Genomic DNA, 25050 nt, shown 5'->3' with positions numbered 1-25050 from the left:
ATATCTGGGGATCGGACGTCGTGATCGTTGACATCTTGCTTGTGCTGGGCGGACTTGCCCTGCTTGTTCTGGGCGGCGACCTGCTGGTGAAGGGTGCTGTCAACCTGGCGCTTCGGCTGGGGATCACGCCATTGGTCGTGGGCCTGACCGTGGTGGCCTTCGGCACCTCGGCGCCCGAACTTCTGGTGTCGCTTTCGGCGGCGCTTGGCGGGTCCAGCGGCATTGCCCTGGGCAACGTGGTCGGATCGAACATCGCCAACGTGCTGGTGATCCTTGGCTTCACCGCGCTGGTGTCGGTCGTGACGACCAAGGGTCATGACCTGCGCGAAAGCTGGGCGATGATGATGGGGGCCTCGGTCCTGCTGATCGGGCTGGCGGCGACGGGCCGCATCGGCATGTGGGGCGGCATCGTGCTGCTGCTGGCGCTGGTGGCGGTGCTGTGGCGTCAGCTGTCCACGGGCCGGGTCGATGACAGCGACGAGATCGAGGGCGCCGAACCGGGCGCCCGCGGCCTGCGCATCGCGCTGTGGCTGGGGGGCGGGCTTGTCGCGCTGCCGCTTGGGGCGAACCTGCTGGTGAACGGCGCCACCCAGATCGCGCAGGATTTCGGCATCAGCGACACGGTGATCGGCCTGACGCTTGTGGCGGTCGGCACCTCCTTGCCCGAACTTGCGGCCTCGGTCGCGGCGGCGCTGAAGGGGCGGGCCGACATGGCGCTTGGCAACGTGGTGGGGTCGAACATCTTCAACATCCTGGCGATCCTGGGCATCACCTCGATCGTGACGCCCTTGCCGATCCCGCCGGAAATGCTGCGCCTTGATCTGTGGGTGATGCTGGCCACCTCGGCCCTGCTGGCGCCGTTCCTGTTCAAGGGCATCGCGCTGACCCGCCCCGTGGGGGGCGCGCTTCTGGCGGGTTACGCCGCCTATGTCTGGGTCCTTCTATGACCGTGGCGCTGGTCACCGGCGCGGCGAAACGGCTGGGTCGGCATATGGCGCTGTACTTGGCTGAACGCGGCCATGACGTCGCCATCCACTATGCCGGATCGCAGGACGATGCCGAACGCACCGCCGCCGATGCCCGCGCCCTTGGCGTGCGGGCGCAGCTGTTCCAGGCCGATCTGCTGGACCCCGATGCCACGGCGGCACTGGTCCCGCAGGTGGCGCAGGCGATGGGACAGCTGGCCGTGCTGGTCAACAATGCCTCGGTCTTTGATTACGACAACATCCACAGTGCCACGATGCAGGATTGGGACCGCAACATCGGGTCGAACCTGCGCGCGCCCTTCCAGCTGATCCAGGCCTTCGCGGCGCAGGCCCCCAAGGCCCTGCCCGACGAAAACGGCGAACCCCAGGCGCAGGCGCTGGTCGTCAACATGGTCGATCAGCGGGTGCTGAAGCCTACACCGGAATTCATGACCTATTCGCTGGCCAAGGCGGGGCTGTGGGCCCTGACCCGCACCGCCGCGCAGGCGCTGGCCCCCGATATCCGCGTGAACGCCATCGGCCCCGGCCCGACCCTGATCGGCGCCCGCCAAAGCCAGGCCCATTTCGATGCACAGCGCGCGGGCACGGTGCTGAAGCGCGGGTCGGACCCCGCCGGCATCACCCAGGCGCTTGGCTATTTCCTGGATGCGCGGGCGGTCACGGGCCAGCTGATCTGTGTGGACGGAGGGCAACATCTGGCATGGCAGACCCCCGACATCATCGGTCGCGAATAGGGCCGGAACGGGCCGGTCGCTGCATCTTGTCCACGCGACCCGGTCAAGCGCCTATATCTTGCGAATTGGGCATGTCATTTCTATCCACAACCGGCCTGAATAATAATTATCCAGCAAAATCAATGCCCTTCCTATCTGCCTAATTTGTGGGCAAGTTCACGGAACTGTAACGTTTGCTGGCCGACTCGGGCATCCCTCACAGGCGGCCCACAGAATTATCCACAGATTCCGTGGAAAGCTTTCACCTTGCGCCCGCAGCGCGGAACTTGCAGCAGCCCCCCAGAATCACTTTCTTAGCGACATGACCCAAAAAACCGGCCACGCCCTGATCCAGGATTACCTTCGCACGCTTGACGGCAGCCCCGGCGTCTATCGAATGCTGGATGCCAGCCAGGCGGTGCTTTACGTCGGCAAGGCCCGCGACCTGAAGGCGCGGGTGTCGAACTATGCCCGTGCATCGGGGCATTCGGGGCGCATCGCGCGGATGATCCGCGAGACCGCCAGCATGATGTTCCTGACCACGAACACCGAGACCGAGGCGCTGCTGCTTGAACAGAACCTGATCAAGCAGCTGAAGCCGCGCTACAACGTGCTGCTGCGCGACGACAAGTCCTTCCCCAACATCCTGGTGGCCAAGTCGCACGACTATCCCCAGATCAAGAAGCATCGCGGCGCGCGGTCCGAAAAGGGCGATTATTACGGCCCCTTCGCCAGCTCGGGCGCGGTGAACCGCACGCTGACCCAGCTGCAGCGGGTGTTCCTGCTGCGCAACTGCACCGACAGCACGTTCGAATCGCGCACCCGCCCCTGCCTGCTGTTCCAGATCAAGCGCTGCAGCGGGCCTTGCGTGGGTCGGATCAGCGCGCCCGATTACAATGCGCTGGTCAATGATGCGGAACGTTTTCTGCAGGGCAAGTCGACGACCATCCAGGCCGACCTCAAGACCGAGATGGCCGAGGCCGCCGAGAACATGGAATATGAACGCGCCGCCGCGCTGCGTGACCGCATCAAGGCGCTGACCGCCGTGCAATCGGTGCAGGCCATCAACCCCAAGGGCGTAGCCGAGGCCGACATCATCGCGCTGCATATGGAAGGGGGGCAGGCCTGCGTGCAGGTCTTCTTCATCCGCGGCAACCAAAGCTGGGGCAACCGCGATTTCTATCCGCGCCTTGGCGGGGCCGAAAGCCCGGACGAGGTGATGCAGGCCTTCATCATGCAGTTCTATGACGACAAGCCGCCGCCGCGCCTGATCCTGCTGTCCCACCCGCCCGAGGACCCCGACCTGACCGCCGACGTGCTGTCCGACCGCGCCGGCCGCAAGGTCGAGGTGATGGTCCCGCAGCGCGGCGAGAAATCCGAGCTGGTCACCAACGCCACCCGCAACGCCCGCGAAAGCCTGGCGCGGCGCATGTCCGAAAGCGCCACCCAGATGCGCCTGCTGGAGGGCGTGGCCGAGGCCTTCGACCTGCCCACCACTCCGCGCCGGATCGAGGTCTATGACAACAGCCACATCATGGGCACCAATGCCGTCGGCGGGATGATCGTCGCCGGACCCGAGGGCTTTGTCAAAAGCCAGTACCGCAAGTTCAACATCAAGGGGACCGAGATCACGCCCGGCGACGATTTCGGCATGATGAAGGAGGTCCTGACCCGCCGCTTTGCCCGCCTGCTGAAGGAGGACCCCGACCGACAGTCCGAAGCTTGGCCCGACCTGCTGCTGATCGACGGCGGCGCCGGTCAGGTCAGCGCCGTCCATGAGATCATGGCCGAGATGGGCGTCGAGGACATCGCCATGATCGGCGTCGCCAAGGGCCAGGACCGCGACCACGGCAAGGAGGAGTTCCACCGCATCGGCCAGCGCCCCTTCGCCCTGCGCATGAACGACCCGGTGCTGTATTTCCTGCAACGCCTGCGCGACGAGGCCCACCGTTGGGCCATCGGCACGCATCGCGCCAAGCGCGCCAAATCGGCCATGTCGAACCCCCTGGACGAAATCGCGGGCGTGGGGGCGGCGCGGAAACGCGCGCTGCTGACCCATTTCGGCAGCGCCAAGGCCGTCGGACGGGCAGGGCTGGCCGATCTGCAGGCGGTCGAGGGCATTTCGGCGGCGATGGCGCAGAAGGTCTATGACCATTTCCACGTCAAGGGTTGACCGCACCATCGCGTTATCGGGCGACAAGTTGATGACGGGGCATGCCTTGCCCCTTTCAAACTGGCGCGGCACGGACTAGCTTGCGGTCATGCGCTGGACCCTTCCCAATATCCTGACCCTTCTGCGTCTTTGCGCGGCCCCGGCCGTCCCATTGATGTTCCTGTATTTCCAACGCCCCTGGGCGGATTGGGCGGCGCTGACGCTGTTCCTGCTGGCGGCAATCACCGACTGGTTCGACGGCTATCTGGCCCGCGCCTGGAAACAGGAAAGCCGGTTCGGCGCCGCGATGGACCCCATCGCCGACAAGGCCATGGTCGTCATCGCGCTGGTCGTCATCACCGGCTATTCGGGCATGAACCCCTGGCTGATCCTGCCCGTCACCATCATCCTCTTCCGCGAGGTCTTCGTGTCGGGCCTGCGCGAATTTCTGGGCGACAAGTCCCGCAAGCTGGCCGTGACCAACCTGGCCAAGTGGAAGACCACCCTGCAGATGGTCGCCATCGCGGTCCTGTTCCTGGGCACGGGCCTGTCCTATGTCGCACAGGGCCAGTCGCCGCGCGTCGGTGAAACGGGCATCATCTGGTCGGCCAGCCTTGACGCGGTGGCCACCCATGTGGGCCTGATCCTGATCTGGATCGCGGCAGGGCTGACGGCCTGGACCGGCTGGGACTATTTCATCAAGGCGCTGCCCTATCTTCGGGAACCCGCCAATGACGCTTGAGGTCCTCTATTTCGCTTGGCTGCGCGAACGCGTGGGCCAGCCGCGCGAAACCGTCACCACCGATGCGGCGACGGTGCGCGAGCTGATCGCCGAACTGACGGCGCGGTCCGACGGCCATGCGGCAGCCTTTGCCGACATGGCCTCGCTGCGCTGCGCGGTGGACCAGCAACTGGCCGATCTGGACAGCCCCATCGGTTCCGCGCGTGAAATCGCCTTCTTCCCCCCGATGACCGGCGGCTGACCCCATGACCGCCCGCGTCCAGACCGCCCCCTTCGACCTCGCCGCCGAAATGGCAGGCTTCGGGCAGGGGGCAGGCGCCATCGTCACCTTCACCGGCGTGGTGCGCGACGATACCGGCCTGATGGCGGCGCTCGAGATCGAACATTATCCCGGCATGACTGAACGCGCCCTGCAGGATTACGGCAGGCAGGCGGCCGCGCGATTCGATTTGACCGACTGGCGCATCATCCACCGCCATGGGCGCATCCCCGTCGGGGACCCGATCATGATGGTCGCCACCGCGGCCCGTCACCGCCACGCGGCCTTTCAGGGCGCGGATTACCTGATGGACTGGCTGAAATCCCGCGCCCCCTTCTGGAAGCGCGAAATCGCCGCCGATGGTACCGCCACATGGGTCACCGCGAAATCCAGCGACGAGGATGCGCTGAACCGCTGGTAGATTTCTTCTTTGCCCAAATACCCAAGATCCCGCCCTCTGTCACAAGGAATCCAGCCATCCGTCCCGAACTGCGCCAATGGGTCCGTGACCGGGCCGAGATGCTGGTCTTTGCCGCCGTCTTCCTTCTGGGCCTCTATGTCGCGCTGCTGGGCGGTTGGTTCCTGGCGCTGGTCGGCGGCTGCGTCATGGTGATCGGGGGGGTGCTGGCCGTCGGTGCATTCCGCCGCAGCCCGTTCCGCCGCCCCATCGGCGCCCCCGGCGTGGTCGAGGTCGTCGAAGGCGCCATCCGCTATTACGGCGCCACCGAACGCGGAGGAGAGATCGCCCTGCGCGACCTGTCGGAGATCCGCCTGCTGCGGGTCGAGGGCCGTGCCCATTGGCGGCTGCGCAGCATCAGCGCCGAGGCATTGCTGGTGCCTGCGGATGCCGCGGGTGCTTCGGCGCTGGCGGATGCCTTCACCGCGCTGCCGGGACTGGACATGGGAATGGTCTCGCATGCCTTGGCGCAGGTGGCCGACAAGGATGACGCAATCCGCACCGTTTGGCGGAGGCCGGTCTGAGGCGGCTTGACTCGGCCCTTGACGATTGCCACCTGTGACCCACACGTAAACGCCAGAGAGGCCTCAGACCCATGTCCATTCCACAACAGGGCGGAGGCCCCATCGAACATCGCGACCAGCTGGCGGCCTATATCGCCAGCGGCGAAAAGCCCAAGGACCAGTGGCGGATCGGCACCGAGCACGAAAAGTTCGGCTATGACGATGCCAACAAGCTGCCGCTGCCTTACGAAGGCCGGGCCTCGATCATGGCGATGCTGGAAGGGCTGCGCGACCGGTTCAACTGGAGCCCGGTGCTGGAAGCCGGAAACCTGATCGGGCTGGAACGTGACGGCGCCAATGTCAGCCTGGAACCGGGCGGCCAGCTGGAGCTGTCGGGCGCACCCCTGGAAACCATCCACCAGACCTGCGACGAGGTGAACCGCCACCTGGCCGAGGTCGAGGCCGTGGCCGCCGATATCGGCGCGGGCTTCATCGGCCTTGGCGCGGCCCCGATCTGGGGGCAGGACCAGATGCCGATGATGCCCAAGGGCCGCTATCGCCTGATGACCGACTATATGGGTCGCGTGGGCACGTTGGGCACGCAGATGATGTACCGGACCTGCACCGTGCAGGTGAACCTGGATTTCGCATCCGAAGCCGACATGGTCCAGAAGATGCGGGTCGCGCTGGCGCTGCAGCCGGTGGCAACCGCGCTTTTTGCCAATTCGCCCTTCCTGGACGGCAAGCCCAACGGCATGAAATCCTGGCGCGCCCATATCTGGCAGAACCTGGATGCGGCGCGGACCGGCATGCTGCCCTTCGTCTTCGAGGACGGTTTCGGATACGAGGCTTGGGTGGATTACGTCTTGGATGTGCCGATGTATTTCGTCTATCGCGATGGGAAATATATCGACGCGCTTGGCCAGAGCTTCCGCGATTTCCTGAAGGGCCAGCTGCCTGCCCTGCCGGGCGAGGTGCCGACCCTGTCGGATTGGGCCGACCACATGACCACCGTCTTCCCCGAAGCCCGTGTCAAGAAATACATCGAGATGCGCGGTGCCGATGGCGGCCCGTGGCGCCGCCTTTGCGCGCTGCCCGCGCTGTGGGTCGGCCTGACCTATGACCAGCAGGCCCTGGATGCGGCGACCGACCTGATCAAGGGCTGGGACGCGGAGACCCGCGAAGGGCTGCGCATCGCCGCCGGTCGTGACGGATTGCAGGGGCAGGTGGGCAAGATCAACCTGCACGACCTGTCGCGCGAGGTGCTGGCCATCGCCGAGCAGGGCCTGAAGAACCGCGCCCGCCCCGGCAATGACGGCTTGGTCCCCGATGAGACGCATTTCCTGAACGCGCTGAAGGAAAGCGTCGACAGCGGCAAGGTGCCTTCGGACGAGCTGCTGGAGAAGTACCGTGGCGAATGGGCCGGCGATCTGAGCCGGATCTATGACGAGTATTCCTACTGACGCCATCCTGCGTCCCGCGACGGCCGGGGGCGCTGCGCCCCCCGGACCCCCCGCGCGGCCGGTCCGGGGCAGCCGGATGCACGGGAAGGTGAGCGGGGCGCGGCTTGAAACAGCCGCGGCTTGGTGGCACCCGTGGCGTTGATGATCTGAACAGGATATGGGGCAAGGCGATGCGCGCAGATGGGATGCAATGGATTGGGCGGTTGGTCGCCGCGGTCTTCGCGCTTGGTGTCCTGGCGCTGGTGGGCGGGATCGCGGTCCAGCTGAACCAGGCCGAGGGCGTTCCCCCCCTGCCGGTCTTTCTGGGCGTCGTCGGGTTGGCGGTTCTGATCCTGATGGCGGGGGCCTGCCTCGCGCTGATCTCGATGGCCTCCTCGGCCCGTCAAGGCGCCGAGGCGCTGCGCCGCATGTCCCTGCGCGGCGGTGAACTGCGCGCCGTCGGTCCCGCCACCGAAGCGCCCGCCCCCTTTACCCCGACGAATTTCGCCGAGCCGCAGCCGCAACAGGCGCCGGCGAAGCCCGCCCCCATCCGGCCTGCGCGCCCCGCGGGGCGGTCGCTGGTCGCCGAACGCTGATCCCTATTTGCGGCCGATGCGGGGTTCGGTCCCGGCAATCAGGCGGCGGATATTGGCGTGGTGACGGATGAAGATCAGCGCCGTCATGAAGCAGGTGACGGCGACCAGATCACCCCGTCCCGTCAGCAGCGCCACGACCGGAACGGCCAGCGCTGCGACCAGCGCGCTGAGGCTGCTGATGCGGGTGACCGCTGCCGTGGCGGCCCATGTCGCGCAGGCGATCAGGCCCAGGGGCCAATGCAGTGCCAGCACCGTCCCCAGGAAGGTCGCCACGCCCTTGCCGCCCTTGAAGCCCAGCCAGACGGGGAAGCAATGCCCCAGGAAGGCCGCGCCCCCCGCCAGTATCGCCGCGCTGTCGCCCGCGAAATGACGCGCCAGCAGCACCGCGATCGCCCCCTTGCCGCTGTCCAGCAGCAGGGTGGCCAGGGCGGCGGGCTTGTTTCCGGTCCGCAGCACGTTGGTCGCGCCGATATTGCCCGACCCGATCTGGCGCAGATCGCCCAGGCCCAGGGCGCGCGTGATGACAAGGCCGAAGGGCACCGAGCCCAGCAGATAGCCGAACAGGGTCCACAGGATCAGGGTCATGTGTTTTCTCCGAAGACGCGGCGGCCCGCGACCCATGTGCCGATCACGCGGCCCTGCATGCGGGCACCATCGAAGGGCGTGTTCTTGGACTTCGACAACAGCGCGAAGCGGTCCATCAGGAAGGGCGCGTCGGGGTCGAACAGGATCAGGTCGGCGGGCGCGCCATCCGACAGGCGGCCTGCGGGCAGGCCCAGCCTGCGTGCGGGGTTCAGCGACATGGCGCGGAACAGCTGCGGCAGGGACAGCCCGCCCTGGTGGTGCAGGCGCAGCGCGGCGGGCAGCAGGGTCTGCAGCCCGACGGCGCCGGGGGCGGCGGCCTCGAAGGGAAGACGCTTGGATTCCTCGTCCTGCGGGGTGTGGAAGCTGGCGATCACGTCGATCACGCCATCCGCCACGGCCTGCACCATCGCCTGACGGTCGTCCTCGGACCGCAGGGGCGGGGTGAAACGGAAGAAGGTGCGGTAATCGCCCACGTCGAATTCGTTCAGCGTCAGGTGATGGATCGAGATGCCCGCCGTCACGTCCAGCCCCGCCTTGCGCGCCCGTTCCAGCGCCGGCAGCGATGCCGCCGTGGTGATCTGGTCGGCATGCCAGCGACAGCCGGTCATCGCCACCAGCGCCAGGTCGCGGTCAAGACCCATCACCTCGGCCATCGGCGACACGGCGGGGATGCCAAAGAGCGAGGCGAATTTGCCGCTGGTCGCCGCCGCCCCGGCCGACAGGCCGGCCTCTTGCGGGTGGCCGACGATCAGGGCGTTCAACCCGCGCGCATAGGTCATGCAACGGGTCAGCAGCTTGGTGTCGCGTACGACGCGCACGCCATCGGTGAAAGCCACGGCGCCCAGATCGGTCAGAAAGCCGATCTCGACCATCTCGCTTCCTTCGCGCGACTTGGTCAGGGCGGCCATGTGGTGGATGTTGACGGGCGCGTCCGCAGCACGGCGGGCGACGAATTCCAGCGCCTCGGGGGTGTCGATGGGGGGCAGGGTGTCGGGGCGGGCGATGATGGTCGTGACGCCGCCAGCCGCCGCGGCCAGACCGGCGCTGCGGAAGCTTTCCTTGTGGCGTTCGCCGGGCTCGCCGATTTTCACGCCCCAGTCGACGATGCCGGGGGCCAGCGCCCGCCCATGGCAGTCGATGACGGTCGCGCCTTCGGGGGCGGCATCGCCGGCACCGCCGCGCCCGATGATGACGCCGTCGCGGACCAGCAGGCTGCCCATGTCGTCGGTCTGGGTTTGGGGGTCGATCAGGCGGGCATTGGTGAAGAACTGGTCCATGATCACGCCTCGCCCTCGGCAATGCGGCCGCGTTCGGCGCGCAGGTTTCGTGCCAGCAGGTCCAGCGCCGCCATGCGGACGGCGACGCCCATCTCGACCTGGTCCTGGATGACGCTGCGGTTGATGTCGTCGGCGATGGTGCCGTCGATTTCCACGCCGCGATTCATCGGCCCCGGATGCATCACGATGGCATCGGGGGCGGCCAGCGCCAGCTTTTCGGCGTCCAGACCCCAACGGTGGTAATATTCGCGTTCCGACGGTATGAAGCCGCCGTCCATGCGTTCACGCTGCAGGCGCAGCATCATGACGACATCGGCGCCCTTCAGCCCCTCGCGCATGTCCTCGAAAAGTTCGACCCCCATATCGGCCACGCCCGCGGGCATCAGCGTCGAAGGCCCGATCAGGCGGATGCGGTTTTCCATCTTGCCCAGCAGGATCAGGTTCGACCGCGCCACGCGGGAATGTGCGATGTCGCCGCAGATGGCGATGGTCAGGCGGTGCAGCCGGCCCTTGGCGCGGCGGATGGTCAGCGCGTCCAGCAGGGCCTGGGTCGGGTGTTCGTGCCGCCCGTCGCCCGCGTTGATGACGGCGCAATTCACCTTTTCGGCCAGCAGGTTCACCGCCCCCGAATGGGGGTGGCGCACGACCAGCAGGTCGGGCTGCATGGCGTTCAGCGTCAGGGCCGTGTCGATCAGGGTTTCCCCCTTCTTCACCGATGACTGGCTGACGGCCATGTTCATCACATCCGCCCCAAGCCGCTTGCCTGCCAGTTCGAAGCTGGCCTGGGTGCGGGTCGAGTTCTCGAAGAACATGTTGATCTGGGTCATGCCCGCCAGCGCATCGGAATGTTTGACGGTCCTGCGGTTCAGCGCGGCATAGTCCTGGGCAAGGTCCAGCAGCGACACGATCTCGGCGGGTTTGAGATGGTCGATGCCCAGCAGGTGGCGGGCGCGAAAGCTCATGTTCAGCCTTTCAGTCGGGGTCGGCGATCTATCGCAGATGGCGGGCCGTGCGGCAAGCGGGCAGGGCATTTGCAGGTGGTGCAAAGATCGCTTGCCCGGTTGGCCGCGCGCGGATATTGGCAGAGCCATGCAGATGTCACGTTATCGCCCCCATATCCTTGCGACGCTGTCGCTTGGCCTGCCGCTGATCGGCAGCCATCTTGCCCGCATGGCCATCGGCGTGGGCGATACCGTCATGGTGGGCTGGTACGGGGTCGAGCCCTTGGCCGCCCTTATCATCGCGGGGTCTTTCTTCCATATCCTGTTCTTTCTGGGGATGGGTTTCGGAACCGGCGTGATGGGGCTGATCGCCAGCCACATCGCCAGCGGCAACGAGACCGAGGTCCGCCGCGGCGCCCGCATGGCCCTGTGGCTGTCGGCGGGGTTTGCGCTGCTGACCATGCCGCTGATGTGGTTTTCCGAACCGATCCTGCTGTCGCTGGGCCAGACGCCCATGGTGTCCGCCCTGGCCCAGGATTACCTGCGCATCGCGGGCTGGGGCCTGGGGGTCGTGCTGGGCCAGCTGACGTTGAACAGCTATCTGGCGGCGCTGGAACGCACGCAGGTGGTGATGTGGGTGACGCTGGCGGGCCTGCCCCTGAACGTGGCGCTGAACTGGGTGCTGATCTTCGGCAATCTGGGCGCGCCCGAACTGGGCGTGCAGGGCGCGGCCATCGCCAGCCTGAGCGTGCAGATCGTCCAGCTGGTGCTGCTGGTTCTCTATGCCCGCTGGCTGCCCATCGCGCGGCATTACCACCTGTTCCAGCGCTTCTGGCGTCCCGATTGGCAGGCCATGGCCCAGATCGCCCGCATCGGCTGGCCGATCGGCATCACCATGGTGGCCGAAGGGGGTCTGTTCGTCGCCTCGAACATCATGATGGGCTGGATCGGCATTCCGCAGCTGGCGGCCCACGGGATCGCGCTGCAGATCACCTCGATCACCTTCATGGCGCATCTGGGGCTGTCCAATGCCGCCACCGTGCGGGTGGGGCAGGCCAAGGGGCGGGGCGACCGCGCCTGGATGCGCGATGCCGCGATCACCGTCATCTGGATGTCGCTGGTCTTCGCGGCGATCGCCATCTCGATCTATCTGCTGTTCCGGCATCAACTGGTGCGGATGTATCTGGACCCCAACGACCCGCAGGCGGCGCTGATCGTCACCATCGGCGCCAGCCTGCTGCTCTATGCCGCGCTGTTCCAGCTGACCGACGCGTTCCAGGTCATCGCGCTTGGCTTCCTGCGCGGCGTCCATGACACGAATGTGCCGATGTGGATGGCGGGGTTCAGCTATTGGGGGGTCGGCATGCCGGTCGCCTATCTGCTGGCCTTCCCGCTGGGCTTTGGGCCTGCGGGGTTGTGGCTGGGCTTGTGCGTGGGGCTGACGCTGGCCTCGATCCTGTTGATGTGGCGGTTCTGGCGCGGCCATGCGCGGGGGGACTGGACCCTGCCGCGCGCCGCGGTCTAACCTGCCGCGACACGACCCACCGGAGGATATCATGCGCCCCGTCTTCGTCCAGTTCCGCTGCGAGCCCGGCCGGACCTATCAGGTCGCCGAAGCCATCTATGACCGAGAGATCGTGTCCGAGCTCTATTCCACATCGGGCGATTACGACCTGATGGCCAAGGTCTACATCCCCGAGGATCAGGATGTGGGCCGCTTCCTGTCGGACAAGCTGTTCGACATTCCCCATATCAGCCGCACCCTGACCACGATGACCTTCCGGGCCTTCTGAACCCCCTTGCGGGTCGGGGCGGGTTGCGGGCATCAATCACCCATGACTCGATTTGCCCCCATCCCCGCCTCGCTGCCCGCGACCGTTCCCTTCGTCGGCCCCGAAACGCTTGAACGCCAGCGCGGCAAGCCCTTCGGCGCGCGACTGGGCGCGAATGAAAACGGCTTCGGCCCCAGCCCCCGCGCCATCCGGGCCATGCAGGATGCCGTGTCGCAGGTCTGGAAATACGGCGACGCGCCCAGCCACGACCTGCGCCACGCCCTGGCGGCCAGGTTGGGTGCCGCGCCCGAAAACATCGTCATCGGCGAAGGCATCGACGGGCTGCTGGGCGTGCTGGTCCGGCTGATGATCGCGCCGGGCGACGCGGTCGTGACATCCGAAGGGGCTTATCCGACCTTCAACTATCACGTGGCGGGCTATGCGGGCGTGCTGCACAAGGCGCCCTATCGCGACGACCGCGAAGACCCGCAGGCGCTGATCGACCTGGCCCACCGGACGGGCGCGCGGATGGTCTATCTGGCCAATCCCGACAACCCGATGGGCAGCTGGCATTCGGGTTCCACGATCACCGCGATGCTGGATGGGCTGCCCCGCGACTGCCTGCTGGTACTGGACGAGGCTTACGCCGAATTCGCCCCTCGCGACGCCATCCCCGACATCGCCCCCGACGATCCGCGCGTCATCCGCATGCGGACCTTCAGCAAGGCCTACGGCCTGGCGGGCGCACGGATCGGCTATGCCATCGGCGCGCCGGACCTGATCGCGGGCTTCGACCGGATCCGCAACCATTTCGGCGTGAACAGCATCGCACAGGTAGGCGCCCTGGCAGCCCTTGCCGATACCGATTGGCTGGCCCATGTGCAGGATCAGGTGGCGACCGCGCGCGACCGCATCGGCCAGATCGCCCGCCAGAACGGGCTGACGGCATTGCCCTCGGCGACCAATTTCGTGGCGGTGGATACCGACCGCGACGGCATCTACGCTGCAAATCTGGTCAAGGCATTGCAGGACCGCGGCGTCTTCATCCGCATGCCGGGGGTCGCGCCCCTGAACCGCTGCATCCGCATCAGCTGCGGCCCCGCCCAGGAACTGGACCTGCTGTCGGTCGTCCTGCCCAAGGCACTGGACGACCTGAACGCCGGTTAAGGCTTCTCCTTTGTCCCAATACCCCCGCCGGAGGCACCTGTCATCAAGACAGGCGCCCCCGCCAAAGGGGTCGTGATCACATCGCCGCCAGCTGGTCCAGCGCCGCGGCCAGCCGCGCGATGTCGTCTTCCAGCGCCGCCAGCTTGGCGCGGGTTTCCTCGATCACCCCGGCTTCGGCATTCTCGGCGAATTTGGGGTTCGAAAGACGCTTGCGCAGCCCTTCGGCATCCTTCACCGATTTCGCCTGCGACTTCTGCAGGCGTGCGGTCTCGGCCGCCACGTCGATCACGTCGCCGATCGGCAGCGCGAAACTGGCCCCCTGCGCCGACACGGCGATCATGCCCTTGCCGGCTTGGCCATCGACCGGCGTGTTGACCCGCGCCAGACGCTCGATCAGCGGGGCGTTGGCCTGAAGCGCGGCGCGGGCGGCGGCGTCGGCCTCGGTCACGATCAGGTCCAGCTTTGCCCCAGCGGGAACGCCCATCTGCGAACGCGCGGATCGCACGGCCTCGATCAGGGCGATGACCCAGTTCATCTGGCGGTCCGCATCCGCGTCGATCAGATCGGCGCCCAGTTCGGGCCAGTCGCCATGGACCAGCATGCCTTTGCGGTCGCCGGTCAGCGCCCACAGCTCTTCGGTGACAAAGGGCATGATCGGGTGCAGCATCAGATAGCACTGGTCCAGCACCCAGCCCATGGTCTGGCGGGTTTCCTCGGCATGATCGCCGTCGAACAGGGGCTTGGCGAATTCCACGTACCAGTCGCAGACCTTGCCCCAGACAAAGGCATAAAGCCCCGTCGCCGCATCGTTGAAGCGATAGGATGCCAGCGCCTCGTCGGTCGCCATCAGGATGCGGGCGGTCTCGCCGATGATCCAGCGGTTCACGGTGTGGCTGGGCGCAGGGCGGGCCGCGCCGCCGCGCACGCCATTCATTTCCGCGAAACGCGTGGCGTTCCAGATCTTGGTGACGAAATTGCGGTTCACCTCGACATGCTTCGGCCCCAGCTTGGGGTCGCGGCCCATCGCCGCCATGCTGGTCAGGGTAAAGCGCAGCGCGTCGGCGCCGAAATCATCGACCAGGGTCAGCGGGTCGATCACGTTGCCCTTGGACTTGGACATCTTGGCGCCCTTTTCGTCGCGCACCAGCCCGTGGACATAGACGGTGTGGAAAGGGATGTCCTTCACCACCTCCAGCTGCATCATCATCATCCGGGCGACCCAGAAGAAGATGATGTCGAAACCGGTGACCAGCACGTCGGTCGGGAAATACTTCTTCAACGCCTCGGTCGGCTCGGGCCAGCCAAGTGTGCCGATGGGCCACAACCCGCTGCTGAACCAGGTGTCCAGCACGTCGGGGTCGCGGGTCAGCACCTTGCCGGGGGCCTTGGCCTGTGCCTCGGCTTCGGTGGGCGCGCAATACTGGTTGCCCTCTTCGTCATACCAGACGGGGATCTGGTGGCCCCACCACAGCTGGCGGGAAATGGTCCATGGCTCGATGTTTTCCAGCCAGTTGAAATAGACCTTCTTGTGCTGCTCGGGCAGGATCTGGGTGCGGCCGTCGCGGACCGCGTCCAGTGCTGGGCCGACGATGCGTTGGGTGTCCACGAACCACTGGTCGGTCAGCATCGGCTCGATCACCACGCCGGACCGGTCGCCAAAGGGCTGCATGATCGGCTTGTTGTCGATGACGGGGCGGCGCTCCAGATGCTCGGCGCCGGTTTCCTTTTCGATTTCCTTGTGCAGATAGGTCACGGCCAGACCGTCGGCGGTGATCTGGTCGATCACACGCTTGCGGGCCTCGAACCGGTCCAGACCGCGCAGGTCGTCGGGCACAAGGTTCACGTTGCTGACATCGCCAACGTCTTCGCCATTCGACGCACGGGACGCGATTTCCGCGCTTTCGGCATAGGACAGGCCGTCGGTGCGCAGCGCGCCCTTGGTATCCAGCAATGCGTAAAGCGGGATGTTGTTGCGCTTGGCGACTTCGTAGTCGTTAAAGTCATGCGCGCCCGTGATCTTGACCGCACCCGATCCGAAATCGGGGTCGGGATATTCATCGGTGATGATCGGGATCAGGCGGCGGGTGGCCTTGGGGCCGACCGGAATTTCCACCAGCTTGCCGACGATGGGGGCATAGCGGGCGTCGTCCGGATGGACGGCCACGGCGCCATCGCCCAGCATGGTTTCGGGGCGGGTCGTGGCGATGCTGATGTAATCGCGGGTCTCGCGCAGGGTGACGGTGCCGTCCTCGTCGCGTTCGACGTATTCATAGGTCTCGCCGCCGGCCAGCGGATATTTGAAATGCCACATGTGGCCGGGGGTTTCGCGGTTCTCGACCTCCAGATCGCTGATCGCGGTCTCGAAATGCGGGTCCCAGTTCACCAGCCGCTTGCCGCGATAGATGATGCCCTTGTCGTACAGGTCGACAAAGACGCGGATCACCGCATCGTGGAAATTGCCCTCCTGACCGGCAGGGGCACCGGGGGCACCCGACATGGTGAAGGCGTTGCGCGACCAGTCGCAGGACGCGCCAAGCCGCTTGAGCTGGTTGATGATCGTGTCGCCCGATTCCTGCTTCCAGGCCCAGATCTTTTCGACGAAGGCGTCGCGGCCGATCTCCCTGCGGCCGGGTTCCTGGCGTTCCGCCATCCGGCGTTCGACGACCATCTGGGTCGCGATGCCCGCGTGGTCCTGGCCGGGCTGCCACAGCGTGTCGAAACCGCGCATCCGGTGCCAGCGAACCAGGATGTCCTGCAGCGTGTTGTTGAAGGCGTGGCCGATATGCAGGCTGCCCGTGACGTTGGGGGGCGGGATCATCACCGTGAAGGTTTCCTTGCGCCGGGCATTGGCCCCTGCCGCAAAGGCATTGCTGCGTTCCCATTCGGCGCTGATCCGGGCCTCGGCGGCCTTGGCGTCAAAGCTTTTGTCCATCGTCATCGTCGCGATCCCCTTTGTTGAGGACGGATTAGCGAATGCGCGGCCAAAGGCCAAGTGCGTCGCAGCGCGAAGGCGCGGGTGCCACGCGCGAAAACCGGCCACCGGGCACCCGCAACTGTTGATTTCGGGCAACCACCGTGCTTGTCCTCGTAACATCTGCGCCAAGGCGCGTTTCGGGCTTTGCAAGAGCGGGTCCGGAACCTTAAGGCGCGGCCTAGGGTTTTGAATCACTGATCTGCAACAGCCTGCCTGTGCGAAAGGAACCGCAATGGGACAACAGAAGACCGTCTGGGATAATCCGGCGGATGTCATTCGCCATCTTGCCCCGGAACATCCGGTCATGGTCTTCGCGCCGACGGTTCTGCAGGACCGCGCGCGGCAATTCATCGACGGCTTTCCGGGCCTGGTGACCTATGCGGTCAAGTCCAACCCCGACGAGGTCGTCATCCAGAACCTGGTCGCGGCCGGCATCAAGGGCTTCGACGTGGCTTCCCCGTTCGAGATCGACCTGATCGGCCGCATGGCCCCCGATGCCGCCCGCCACTACCACAACCCCGTGCGCGGCCGTTCTGAGATCGCCCATGCGGTGCAGCAGGGCATCACGTCCTGGTCGGTGGACAGCCGGTCCGAGCTGGACAAGCTGTTCGACCAGCTGCCCACCCATGTCGAGGGGCAGGGGGTCGAGATCTCGCCCCGTTTCAAGCTGCCGGTGCTGGGGGCGGCTTATGATTTCGGGTCCAAGTTCGGTGCCAGCCCGGAACTGGCTGCCGAACTGCTGTCCGAGGTGGCGCGCCGCGGCTATGTCCCGTCGCTGACCTTCCATCCGGGCACGCAATGCACCGACCCGATCGCCTGGGAAAGCTATATCCGCGTCGCCAAAGACATCTGCGACCAGGCCGGCGTGCGGGCCGTGCGCCTGAACGTGGGCGGCGGTTTCCCCTCGCACCGGGTGGTGGGGGTGGAACCCGATCTGGCGTCGATCTTCCAGGAAATCGGCGACACCACGACCGAGATGTTCGGCGCCGACGCCCCCGCGCTGGTCTGCGAACCGGGACGCGGGCTGTGCGCCGATGCGTTTTCGCTGATCACCCGCGTCAAGGGCATCCGCGATGGCGGCGACGTCTTTCTGAACGACGGCGTCTATGGCGGTCTGGCCGAATTGCCGATCATCGGCAATATCGACCGGATCGAGGTGCTGGATCCGCAGGGCAATCCGCGCGGGGCCGATGCCTCGGGGCGGGTCATCTTCGGGCCGACCTGCGACAGCGTCGACCGCCTGCCGGGCGAACTGGGCCTGCCCGCCGATACGCAGGAAGGCGATTACGTCATCTTCCACGGCGCCGGTGCCTATTCGACCGTCACCAACACGCGCTTCAACGGCTTTGGGGCCATGACGCGCGCGACCGTGATGCGACTGTCCTGACATTTGCTTAATGCCCCCATGTTAGGCTTGGGGGCATGAGCACGATTCGCCCCGCCACCACCCATATCCTGCTGATGGACGGCACCTTCGCCTCGCTGGCCGAGGGACGGCGCAGTTCCATCGGCCGCATCCACCGCCTGCTGACCGGCCAGCTGGGCCTGCCCCCCGTCGGGGGGCGCAGCCGCATCCATTACGTGATGGGCCAGCAATGGAATCACTGGCGCACCCTGCATGAGCTGGCGATGGGGACCACGCTGGAATCGCGCATCACCCGTGCCTATGGCTGGCTGGCCACCGCCTATCAGCCCGGCGACCGGATCTTCCTGATCGGGTATTCGCGGGGTGCCTTTTCGGTGCGCAGCCTTGCCGGCATGATCGGGCGGCTTGGCCTGCTGACGCCCCATCACGCGACCGAACGCAACATCCGTCTGGCCTGGCGATTCTATCAGCGTGGCGCGTCCGACAAGGCGCTGGCGGCCTTTGGGCGGCGATGCCATCCGGCCGCGCCGATCCGCATGGTCGGCTGTTTCGACACGGTCATGGCGCTTGGCATCCGCTTGCCGCTGCTGTGGATGCTGACCGAGCCGCGCTTTCGCTTTCACAACGCCCATCTGGGCGAGGGGATCGAACATGCCTTCCAGGCGCTGGCCCTGGATGAAACCCGCGCCGCCTTCGCGCCGATGCTGTGGGATGACGACCATGCCGCCGGGCGGATCGAACAGATGTGGTTCCGCGGCGCCCATCCCGATATCGGCGGCCAGCTGTCGGGTTTCGAATTCGCCCGACCGCTGGCGAACATTCCCCTGACCTGGATGCTGGAGCGGGCCGAAAGCGTGGGCCTGGATCTGCCGGTCGGCTGGCGGGGGCTGTTCGCCTGCGATGCGGACGCGCCCGCCATCGGATCGTGGCGGCACTGGGGCAAGGCGTTCCTGGCCCGCACGCCGCGCCTGGTCGGCCGCTATCGGACCGAGGCGCTGCATCAGACCGTTCCGTTGCCCTATCGCGGGCCCGCGCAGCTGGTCGACCATCTGGCCCCCGTGACAGGCGCGGCGCCCGTGGCGCAAGCCGCGCCGGACCCTGCCCGGCACGACCACCTGCCCCATGACATCAGGCCCGCCCGCTGAGGACGGGCCGGGATATCCTTCAGGCGACGGCTTCCAGCCCGCCCTTGGGGCGGATGCCAAGCGCGGCGCAGACATCGCGGGTCAGTTCGGGGCGGTTCAGCGTATAGAAATGCAACCGGTCCACGCCGCCCGCGATCAGCGTTTCGCACAGATCGACGCAGATGCCCGTGGCCAGCTGGCGTTCGGCCTCCGGTCCGTCCAGCGCGGCCAGATCAAAGGCCTCGTGCGCCCAATCGGGGACGGTGGTGTTGCACATCGCGGCAAAGCGCTTGGTGCCCGCCCAGCTTTGGACCGGCAGGATGCCCGGCACGATGGGGGCGTCGATGCCGGTCGCCGCGCATTTGTCGCGGAAGCGGAAGAAGGTGTCCGCGTCGAAGAAGAATTGGGTGATGGCGCTGCTGGCCCCTGCCTGGATCTTGCGCTTCAGCCAGGCCACGTCGGCATCGGTATCGGCGCTGTCGGGATGGGGTTCGGGATAGGCGCCGCAGCGGATGGTCATGTCGCCGCGCGCCGCGATCGCTTCGATCAGCTCGACCGAATTGGCAAAGCCGTCTGCATGGGCGCTGAAGCCGTCGCTGCCTTTCGGGGCATCGCCGCGCAGGGCCACGATCTCGCGGATGCCGGCATCGGCGTAATCCTGGACGATCTTCATGGTTTCTTCGCGGGTGGCCTCGACGCAGGTCAGGTGCGCCGCGACGTTCAGGCCGAACTGGCGGTTGATGGTGGTGACGGCCTCGTGGGTCAGCTTGCGGGTGGTGCCGCCCGCGCCATAGGTGACGGACACGTATTCCGGCCCCAGGGGCGCCAGCGCCTGCGCGGTCTCCCACAGCCGGAACGAGGCATCCAGCGTCTTGGGCGGGAAGAACTCGAAGCTGATCTTGGGGGTCTGGCGGCTCATGTCGGTATCCTTTCGGTTCGCAGGACTTGTGCCACGATGCAGCGCGTGAGACAAATTCATAATCCTCAAGATAAACCTGAGCGGAATTCATCATGCATCTGGAGCTGCGCCATCTGCGCACCGTTCACGCCATCCATGCCCAGGGCGGTCTGGCCCGCGCGGCCGAGGTTCTGAACATCACCCAAAGCGCGTTGTCGCATCAGGTCAAGGCGCTGGAGGAGCAGGCCGGGGTCGAGCTGTTCGTCCGCCGCGCCAAGCCGATGCGCCTGTCGGCCGCCGGCATGCGCCTGCTGCGGCTGGCCGAACAGGTTCTGCCGCTGGTTGCCGCCACCGAAGCCGAGTTCAAGGGCGTCGAGGCCGGGCGCATCGGACGCCTGCACATCGCGATGGAATGCCACGCCTGTTTCGACTGGCTGCTGCCGGTGCTGGACATCTTCCGCCGCGCCTGGCCCGATGTGGACGTGGACATCCGCCAGCGCCTGGCCTTCGGGGCGCTCCCCGCGCTGGTCCGCGAGGAGGTGGATCTGGTGATATCGTCGGACCCCGAGGATCTGCCGGGCATCACCTTCCAGCCGCTGTTCGATTACGCGCCGACGCTGATGGTGCCCGCCGGGCATCCGCTGGTTGCCAAGGGCTTTGCCGAACCTGCCGATCTGGCCGGTGAAACGCTGATCCACTATCCGATGGACCGCGCGCGGCTGGATGTTTTCAGCCAGTTCCTGACGCCCGCGGGCATCGAACCCGCCCGCACCCGCACGGTGGAACTGACCGCCGTGGCCGTGATGCTGGTCGCATCGGGGCGCGGGGTCGCGGTGATGCCGGACTGGGTTCTGCGCCGCGAAAGCGCCAATCCCGAACTGGCCATGCTGCCGCTGGGGCCGGACGGCATTCGCCGGCGGCTCTATGCGGCGGTGCGCCAGGACGACCTGTCGCAGCCCTACATGGCGCATGTGTTGCGGCTTTCGCGCACCGAACCCCTGCGGATGCTGCGCGGTCCGGCGGCGTGACGACCCTTTCGCTTCACATTCCGCGCGCCAGCCTCTATGACGCGCCAACCCCTTTTTCCGGAGCATGTGATGGCAAGCGCCAATCTGAACGTCATGGTCAAGGCCGCCCGCAAGGCCGGGCGCGGCCTCGTCAAGGACTTTCGTGAAGTCGAGAACCTGCAGGTCAGCGTCAAGGGCGCCGGTGATTTCGTCACCCGCGCCGACCGCGAGGCCGAACGCCAGATCAAGGAAGAGCTGCAGAACGCTCGCCCCAGCTATGGCTGGCTTGGTCAGGAAACCGGGCGCGAGGACGGCGAAGACCCCACCCGCCGCTGGATCGTCGATCCGCTGGACGGGACCTCGAACTTCCTGCACGGCCTGCCGCATTGGGGCGTCAGCATCGCGCTGGAGCACAAGGGAGAGATCGTCGCCGCCGTCATCTTCGACGCGGCCAAGGACGAATTGTTCATCGCCGAAAAGGGCGGCGGAGCCTTCATGAACGACCAGCGCCTGCGCGTTTCGGGCCGCACGCGGATGGCCGAATCGGTGTTTGCCACCGGCATCCCCCATGCCAGCAGCGGTCCCTTGCCCGCATCCCTGCAGGATCTGGCCCGCCTGATGCCCGTCGCGGGCGGGGTGCGCAGCTTTGGCGCGCCGTCGCTGAACCTCTGCTATGTCGCGGCCGGACGTTTCGACGGTTATTGGGATCGCGGCACCAAGCCTTGGGAGGTCGCAGCCGGCATCCTGATGGTCCGCGAGGCCGGCGGTTTCGTCGAAGGCATCCGCGACGGTGACAGCCCGTTGGAATCGGGCCGCATCATCGCCGCCAACCCGACCCTGCTGGAGCCTTTCGCCAAGGTCGTGCGCAGCCGCGACTGATCATCCGCCTGCGATGCAGAACCGACACGCGGGTGGGATTGCACGATGTGCAGACCTGCCCGCCGCTTGACCTTGGGTCGCTTGGGGCGCAACAGGGGCCGTGTCCCTGAAAGCGATTACATGCCCGACGATCATTCCCAGCCCCCGTATGCCGCATCCGCCGCCACCGCATCGGCGCCGCCGCCCTTGCCACCCATGACGGCGCGGCCCGCGCAGGACCGCACCGGGTTGGCGATCTTCCTGATGTGCGCGGTCAGCTTCATCTTTGCCCTGCAGGACGGGTTTTCGCGCGTTCTGGGGACGGAATATCCGCCGGTTCTGATCGTGATGATCCGGTACTGGGTCTTTGCATTGTTCGTTATTGCGCTGGTGTCGCGCCAGCCGGGCGGGCTGAAGCGTGCGATCCGCACCAAGCGCCCGCTGACCCAGATCGCGCGCGGCGTCATCCTGGCGCTTGAGGTGCTGCTGATGGTCGAGGCTTTCGTCCGCCTTGGCCTGATCGAGACCCACGCCGTCTTTGCCGTTTATCCGCTGCTGGTCGCGGCCCTGTCGGGACCGGTCCTGGGCGAAAAGGTCGGATGGCGGCGCTGGACCGCCATCGCCTTGGGCTTTGCGGGCATCATCGTCATCCTGAACCCCGGTGGGGGCGTCATGTCGCTGGCGGCGCTGCTGCCCTTTGCGGCGGCGGCGATGTTCGCGCTTTACGGGCTGTTGACGCGCCATGTGTCGCGCGACGATCCGGCGATGGTCAGCTTCTTCTGGACGGGCATCAGCGGCGCGGTCGCCATCACGCTGGTCGGCATCTGGGACTGGCAATGGCTGGCGCCCACCGACTGGATCTGGATGGGGTGCCTCTGCGTCTGCGGGATGACCTCGCATTACCTGATGATCCGCAGCTATGAGCTGGCCGAGGCATCGGCGCTACAGCCCTTCGCCTATACGCAGCTGGTCTGGGTCAGCTTCATCGGCGTCTGGCTGTTCGACGAAACCCTGCGCCACAACGTCGTGATCGGCGCCGCCATCGTCGTGGCGGCGGGCATCTTCACCTTGTGGCGCCAGCGGCGGAAGGCAGGTTAGGTCCAAACACGGGCTGGCGCGGTCCGATGACGGGCCGCAGGGGCGGACGCCCCGACAGGGCCAGCGTCAGGCGCAGCGGCGGCGGCGGGATCAGCCCGCCCCCCGACAGGTCCCATCGGGTCACCACCGGCGCGGGCTTGCCATGGATCCGGGCGCGATAGACGGGCAAAGCCTCGGCCACGCGCATGACATAGTTGCGGGTTTCGTCAAAGGGGATCAGCTCGACCCATTCCACCGGATCGGCATCGCGACGCAGGTCGCCGAAATCGTCCAGCCAACGCGCCGGACGGCCGGGCCCGGCATTGTAACCCGACGCGATCAGCGCCACCGACGTCCCGAACCGTTCCGCCAACCCGACCAGATATTCCGACCCCAGGCTGGCGTTATAGGCGGCATCCGACGACAGCCGCGCCAGGTCATAGGGCTGGCCCGTCTTGCGCGCCATCTGTTCGGCGGTGCCCGGCATCAGCTGCATCAGGCCCTGCGCGCCGACATGGCTGCTGGCGGCAAAGTTGAATTCGGATTCCTGCCGGGCGATCGCCATGACCAGTTCCGGCGGCGGCCCCAGGTCCAGCTGTTCCAGCCCCGTCAGCGGGAATTGCGCCACGGGCCAGATGACGCCCTGGTTGGCCGATTGCTTGGCCAGGCGCAGGGCGTGCCAGGGGGTGCCGGCCTCGAACATCAGGCGGGACATGCGGGCGATGTCCTCGGGGGTGGCGCTTTGGGCCAGGTGCAGGAAAAATCGCTGCGCCTCGTCGCGCCTGCCTGATGCGATCAGCCACAGCCCGGCGCGAAAGAGGCCGTTTTCGCGCAGATCGCTGCCGCGCCAGTCGGGCAGGGTGTCGATGGCCGGGCCGCGGACGGCATAGTCGGGCGGCAGGGTGGCGCCCACCTGCTCCATCGCCAGCTGTCCGTAATAGACGCCGGGAAAAGCGGCAGCATCCTCAAAGGCGCGTTGCGCGGCGCGCGTGTCGCCAAGCGCCTGATGCGCGCGGCCCTGCCAGTAAAAGGCGCGGGCCTTGCTGATCGCCGATCCGACGACGGTTTCTAGATGCAAGAAATGGTCCAGCGCCAACTGGGGCTGATCGGTCTTCAGCGCGGCAAAGCCCGCCAGCCATTCCAGGTCAGAATAATGGCGGTTCTCCGGGCCCAGGTGGTGGGGCGCGGCCAGGTCCAGCGCCCGCTGCCAGTCGCCGCGGCGCATGGCCAGGCGGGCGTAATCGACGCGCATCTGCGCCCAACGGTCGGGGTTGCGCAGATCATCCGCCGAGGATGCCTGCAACATCAGGTCCTGGGCCGCATCATGCATCTTGGCCCGGACCCGCCACAGGAAGCGGTCCATCGTCAGGCCCGGATCGACGCGCTGGCTGTCCGGCAGGGCCAGGATCAGGTCGTCCACGCCCTCGCGGCCCGATTGCAGGGTGACACGGGCGCGGACCAGCGGCTGCAGGGCGGGCGACAGGCGCGGGATCAGGCGTTCGGCCTGCTGCCATTCGCCCGCATCCAGCATGGCGGTGGCGCGCGCGGGGATCAGCGGCGTCAGTTCGGTCTGCGGGTCGTCCAGAAGGGCGGTTTCCTCGGCGGCGGTCATGGGCGCCAGGGTGAAGAACAGCGCCCGTTCCTCGCGCGCCTTTCGGATGGACAGAACGGCGGTCAGGGCGTTCAACCCGGTCAGCGTCGCGGGATGGCGGTTTTCGAAGAAGTCGCGGATGTCGTCGGGGTCGTCGCCCGCGCGCAGCTTGGCCTCACCCTGGCGGTGAAGCACCTCCAGCCCCGGCCAGCCGGGATTTTCGCGCAGGAAGGCGGCGTAATCGGCAAAGCTGCCCCGGCCTTCGCGCAGCGCCTGCCAGCCGACCATGGCCTGCGCCAAGGGGCCTGCGCGCGCGGCGGCGTCGCGCGCGGTCACCCAATCGCGGCTGTCGGCGGCGGCCAGGGCCAATGCCATGGCGCCCGCATCCTCGGCCTGCGCGGGGGCGCAGGCAAGGGGAAGGGCCGCGAACAGCCCCGCATACAACATGTCACGCATAAGTCGCATCGGCATCCTGTCTGGTTCGCATTCCGTCGCGGTGCAATTCACAACCTTGGCAATTTCCCCGACCGGGGATAGTGAGGACCGCGAAAACCCACTTCCGG

23 protein-coding genes are annotated in these 25050 nt (G+C 66.7%); 17 read left to right on the top strand and 6 right to left on the bottom strand.

Going from position 1 to position 25050, the window contains the following annotated elements; translation table 11 throughout:
- Positions 1 to 20: 20 nt before the first annotated feature.
- The 9 genes from IE00_RS07745 (at position 21) to IE00_RS07705 (ending at position 7850) form a co-directional block, all read left to right on the top strand.
- Positions 21 to 947: a calcium/sodium antiporter gene (locus tag IE00_RS07745; protein WP_170864104.1), complete on the top strand. Its 927-nt coding sequence runs from the start codon at positions 21 to 23 to the stop codon at positions 945 to 947.
- Positions 944 to 1720 (top strand): SDR family oxidoreductase, encoded by a 777-nt coding sequence (locus IE00_RS07740; RefSeq protein ID WP_072296504.1) that lies wholly within the window; start codon positions 944 to 946, stop codon positions 1718 to 1720. Before IE00_RS07745 ends, IE00_RS07740 begins: the two co-directional genes overlap by 4 nt.
- Positions 1721 to 2021: 301 nt before the next feature.
- The gene (gene uvrC, locus IE00_RS07735; RefSeq protein WP_072296503.1) at positions 2022 to 3872 is read left to right on the top strand and encodes an excinuclease ABC subunit UvrC; all 1851 of its coding nucleotides are present in this window, start codon (positions 2022 to 2024) and stop codon (positions 3870 to 3872) included.
- 88 nt (positions 3873 to 3960) lie between these two features.
- Positions 3961 to 4593 carry a CDP-diacylglycerol--glycerol-3-phosphate 3-phosphatidyltransferase gene (gene pgsA / locus IE00_RS07730; protein ID WP_072296502.1) on the top strand — a complete coding sequence of 211 codons (633 nt, stop codon included), beginning with the start codon at positions 3961 to 3963 and terminating at the stop codon, positions 4591 to 4593.
- Positions 4583 to 4834: a molybdopterin converting factor subunit 1 gene (gene moaD / locus IE00_RS07725; protein WP_072296501.1), complete on the top strand. Its 252-nt coding sequence runs from the start codon at positions 4583 to 4585 to the stop codon at positions 4832 to 4834. Before pgsA ends, moaD begins: the two co-directional genes overlap by 11 nt.
- A 4-nt stretch (positions 4835 to 4838) precedes the next feature.
- Positions 4839 to 5273, top strand: a complete 435-nt coding sequence (locus IE00_RS07720; protein WP_072296500.1) for a molybdenum cofactor biosynthesis protein MoaE — start codon at positions 4839 to 4841, stop codon at positions 5271 to 5273.
- 98 nt (positions 5274 to 5371) lie between these two features.
- Positions 5372 to 5833, top strand: a complete 462-nt coding sequence (locus IE00_RS07715; RefSeq protein ID WP_072296499.1) for a hypothetical protein — start codon at positions 5372 to 5374, stop codon at positions 5831 to 5833.
- Between the two features lie 71 nt (positions 5834 to 5904).
- Positions 5905 to 7275 carry a glutamate--cysteine ligase gene (locus tag IE00_RS07710; RefSeq protein WP_072296498.1) on the top strand — a complete coding sequence of 457 codons (1371 nt, stop codon included), beginning with the start codon at positions 5905 to 5907 and terminating at the stop codon, positions 7273 to 7275.
- A gap of 170 nt (positions 7276 to 7445) precedes the next feature.
- A complete protein-coding gene (locus IE00_RS07705; protein WP_072296497.1) occupies positions 7446 to 7850 on the top strand; it encodes a hypothetical protein in 405 nt (134 codons plus the stop codon).
- Positions 7851 to 7853: 3 nt separating this feature from the next.
- Here IE00_RS07705 and plsY read toward each other — a convergent pair whose 3' ends face one another.
- Genes plsY through IE00_RS07690 form a run of 3 tightly spaced genes read right to left on the bottom strand, consistent with a single transcriptional unit; the run spans position 7854 to position 10674 of the window.
- On the bottom strand, positions 7854 to 8435 hold the full coding sequence (gene plsY / locus IE00_RS07700) for a glycerol-3-phosphate 1-O-acyltransferase PlsY (RefSeq protein WP_072296496.1): 582 nt from the start codon (positions 8433 to 8435) through the stop codon (positions 7854 to 7856).
- Entirely contained in the window at positions 8432 to 9712 is a 1281-nt protein-coding gene (pyrC, locus tag IE00_RS07695; RefSeq protein ID WP_072296495.1) for a dihydroorotase, read from the bottom strand. The genes plsY and pyrC overlap by 4 nt, the downstream gene beginning before the upstream one ends.
- 2 nt (positions 9713 to 9714) lie before the next feature.
- Entirely contained in the window at positions 9715 to 10674 is a 960-nt protein-coding gene (locus IE00_RS07690; protein WP_072296494.1) for an aspartate carbamoyltransferase catalytic subunit, read from the bottom strand.
- A 127-nt stretch (positions 10675 to 10801) separates the two neighbouring features.
- On the opposite strand from IE00_RS07690, the gene IE00_RS07685 reads away from it, so the two are divergent.
- The 3 genes from IE00_RS07685 to IE00_RS07675 are packed head-to-tail and all read left to right on the top strand — an operon-like array spanning position 10802 to position 13592.
- Positions 10802 to 12178 carry an MATE family efflux transporter gene (locus tag IE00_RS07685; protein WP_072296493.1) on the top strand — a complete coding sequence of 459 codons (1377 nt, stop codon included), beginning with the start codon at positions 10802 to 10804 and terminating at the stop codon, positions 12176 to 12178.
- Between the two features lie 31 nt (positions 12179 to 12209).
- Positions 12210 to 12446 (top strand): Lrp/AsnC ligand binding domain-containing protein, encoded by a 237-nt coding sequence (locus IE00_RS07680; RefSeq protein ID WP_072296492.1) that lies wholly within the window; start codon positions 12210 to 12212, stop codon positions 12444 to 12446.
- A 42-nt stretch (positions 12447 to 12488) separates the two neighbouring features.
- The gene (locus IE00_RS07675) at positions 12489 to 13592 is read left to right on the top strand and encodes a pyridoxal phosphate-dependent aminotransferase (protein WP_072296491.1); all 1104 of its coding nucleotides are present in this window, start codon (positions 12489 to 12491) and stop codon (positions 13590 to 13592) included.
- A 76-nt stretch (positions 13593 to 13668) separates the two neighbouring features.
- On the opposite strand, the gene IE00_RS07670 is transcribed toward IE00_RS07675, so the two are convergent.
- A complete protein-coding gene (locus IE00_RS07670; RefSeq protein WP_072296490.1) occupies positions 13669 to 16530 on the bottom strand; it encodes a valine--tRNA ligase in 2862 nt (953 codons plus the stop codon).
- Positions 16531 to 16798: 268 nt separating this feature from the next.
- On the opposite strand from IE00_RS07670, the gene IE00_RS07665 reads away from it, so the two are divergent.
- Both IE00_RS07665 and IE00_RS07660 read left to right on the top strand, forming a co-directional pair.
- Complete coding sequence (locus IE00_RS07665; protein WP_072296489.1) at positions 16799 to 17953, top strand: type III PLP-dependent enzyme; 1155 nt, start codon at positions 16799 to 16801, stop codon at positions 17951 to 17953.
- Positions 17954 to 17988: 35 nt separating this feature from the next.
- On the top strand, positions 17989 to 19077 hold the full coding sequence (locus IE00_RS07660; RefSeq protein WP_072296488.1) for a DUF2235 domain-containing protein: 1089 nt from the start codon (positions 17989 to 17991) through the stop codon (positions 19075 to 19077).
- A 19-nt stretch (positions 19078 to 19096) separates the two neighbouring features.
- Here the strand turns inward: IE00_RS07660 and metF are convergent, their stop codons facing one another.
- Complete coding sequence (gene metF / locus IE00_RS07655; RefSeq protein ID WP_072296487.1) at positions 19097 to 19975, bottom strand: methylenetetrahydrofolate reductase [NAD(P)H]; 879 nt, start codon at positions 19973 to 19975, stop codon at positions 19097 to 19099.
- A 92-nt stretch (positions 19976 to 20067) separates the two neighbouring features.
- On the opposite strand from metF, the gene IE00_RS07650 reads away from it, so the two are divergent.
- The 3 genes from IE00_RS07650 to IE00_RS07640 all read left to right on the top strand — a co-directional run bounded on the left by IE00_RS07650 (position 20068) and on the right by IE00_RS07640 (position 22917).
- Positions 20068 to 20982 carry a LysR family transcriptional regulator gene (locus IE00_RS07650; protein ID WP_072296486.1) on the top strand — a complete coding sequence of 305 codons (915 nt, stop codon included), beginning with the start codon at positions 20068 to 20070 and terminating at the stop codon, positions 20980 to 20982.
- A 66-nt stretch (positions 20983 to 21048) separates the two neighbouring features.
- Entirely contained in the window at positions 21049 to 21840 is a 792-nt protein-coding gene (locus tag IE00_RS07645) for an inositol monophosphatase family protein (RefSeq protein WP_072296856.1), read from the top strand.
- 120 nt (positions 21841 to 21960) lie between these two features.
- Positions 21961 to 22917, top strand: a complete 957-nt coding sequence (locus IE00_RS07640) for a DMT family transporter (protein ID WP_083554166.1) — start codon at positions 21961 to 21963, stop codon at positions 22915 to 22917.
- Here the strand turns inward: IE00_RS07640 and IE00_RS07635 are convergent.
- On the bottom strand, positions 22883 to 24943 hold the full coding sequence (locus IE00_RS07635) for a lytic transglycosylase domain-containing protein (RefSeq protein ID WP_072296485.1): 2061 nt from the start codon (positions 24941 to 24943) through the stop codon (positions 22883 to 22885). The two genes, IE00_RS07640 and IE00_RS07635, sit on opposite strands and share 35 nt — an antisense overlap.
- Positions 24944 to 25050: the final 107 nt, after the last annotated feature.

This window comes from Paracoccus sp. SM22M-07 (assembly GCF_001887735.1).
Lineage (GTDB): Bacteria > Pseudomonadota > Alphaproteobacteria > Rhodobacterales > Rhodobacteraceae > Paracoccus.
The sequence above is the reverse complement of the archived record's forward strand: the minus strand, read 5'-3'. Positions and strand labels throughout refer to the sequence as shown.

Bases quoted from the DNA above. Each gene is read 5' to 3' on its own strand.
- IE00_RS07740 (WP_072296504.1), top strand. From the start codon at position 944: ATGACCGTGGCGCTGGTCACCGGCGCGGCGAAACGGCTGGGTCGGCAT.
- uvrC (WP_072296503.1), top strand. From the start codon at position 2,022: ATGACCCAAAAAACCGGCCACGCCCTGATCCAGGATTACCTTCGCACG.
- pgsA (WP_072296502.1), top strand. From the start codon at position 3,961: ATGCGCTGGACCCTTCCCAATATCCTGACCCTTCTGCGTCTTTGCGCG.
- moaD (WP_072296501.1), top strand. From the start codon at position 4,583: ATGACGCTTGAGGTCCTCTATTTCGCTTGGCTGCGCGAACGCGTGGGC.
- IE00_RS07720 (WP_072296500.1), top strand. From the start codon at position 4,839: ATGACCGCCCGCGTCCAGACCGCCCCCTTCGACCTCGCCGCCGAAATG.
- IE00_RS07715 (WP_072296499.1), top strand. From the start codon at position 5,372: ATGCTGGTCTTTGCCGCCGTCTTCCTTCTGGGCCTCTATGTCGCGCTG.
- IE00_RS07710 (WP_072296498.1), top strand. From the start codon at position 5,905: ATGTCCATTCCACAACAGGGCGGAGGCCCCATCGAACATCGCGACCAG.
- IE00_RS07705 (WP_072296497.1), top strand. From the start codon at position 7,446: ATGCGCGCAGATGGGATGCAATGGATTGGGCGGTTGGTCGCCGCGGTC.
- plsY (WP_072296496.1), bottom strand. From the start codon at position 8,435: ATGACCCTGATCCTGTGGACCCTGTTCGGCTATCTGCTGGGCTCGGTG.
- pyrC (WP_072296495.1), bottom strand. From the start codon at position 9,712: ATGGACCAGTTCTTCACCAATGCCCGCCTGATCGACCCCCAAACCCAG.
- IE00_RS07690 (WP_072296494.1), bottom strand. From the start codon at position 10,674: ATGAGCTTTCGCGCCCGCCACCTGCTGGGCATCGACCATCTCAAACCC.
- IE00_RS07685 (WP_072296493.1), top strand. From the start codon at position 10,802: ATGCAGATGTCACGTTATCGCCCCCATATCCTTGCGACGCTGTCGCTT.
- IE00_RS07680 (WP_072296492.1), top strand. From the start codon at position 12,210: ATGCGCCCCGTCTTCGTCCAGTTCCGCTGCGAGCCCGGCCGGACCTAT.
- IE00_RS07675 (WP_072296491.1), top strand. From the start codon at position 12,489: ATGACTCGATTTGCCCCCATCCCCGCCTCGCTGCCCGCGACCGTTCCC.
- IE00_RS07670 (WP_072296490.1), bottom strand. From the start codon at position 16,530: ATGACGATGGACAAAAGCTTTGACGCCAAGGCCGCCGAGGCCCGGATC.
- IE00_RS07665 (WP_072296489.1), top strand. From the start codon at position 16,799: ATGGGACAACAGAAGACCGTCTGGGATAATCCGGCGGATGTCATTCGC.
- IE00_RS07660 (WP_072296488.1), top strand. From the start codon at position 17,989: ATGAGCACGATTCGCCCCGCCACCACCCATATCCTGCTGATGGACGGC.
- metF (WP_072296487.1), bottom strand. From the start codon at position 19,975: ATGAGCCGCCAGACCCCCAAGATCAGCTTCGAGTTCTTCCCGCCCAAG.
- IE00_RS07650 (WP_072296486.1), top strand. From the start codon at position 20,068: ATGCATCTGGAGCTGCGCCATCTGCGCACCGTTCACGCCATCCATGCC.
- IE00_RS07640 (WP_083554166.1), top strand. From the start codon at position 21,961: ATGCCCGACGATCATTCCCAGCCCCCGTATGCCGCATCCGCCGCCACC.
- IE00_RS07635 (WP_072296485.1), bottom strand. From the start codon at position 24,943: ATGCGTGACATGTTGTATGCGGGGCTGTTCGCGGCCCTTCCCCTTGCC.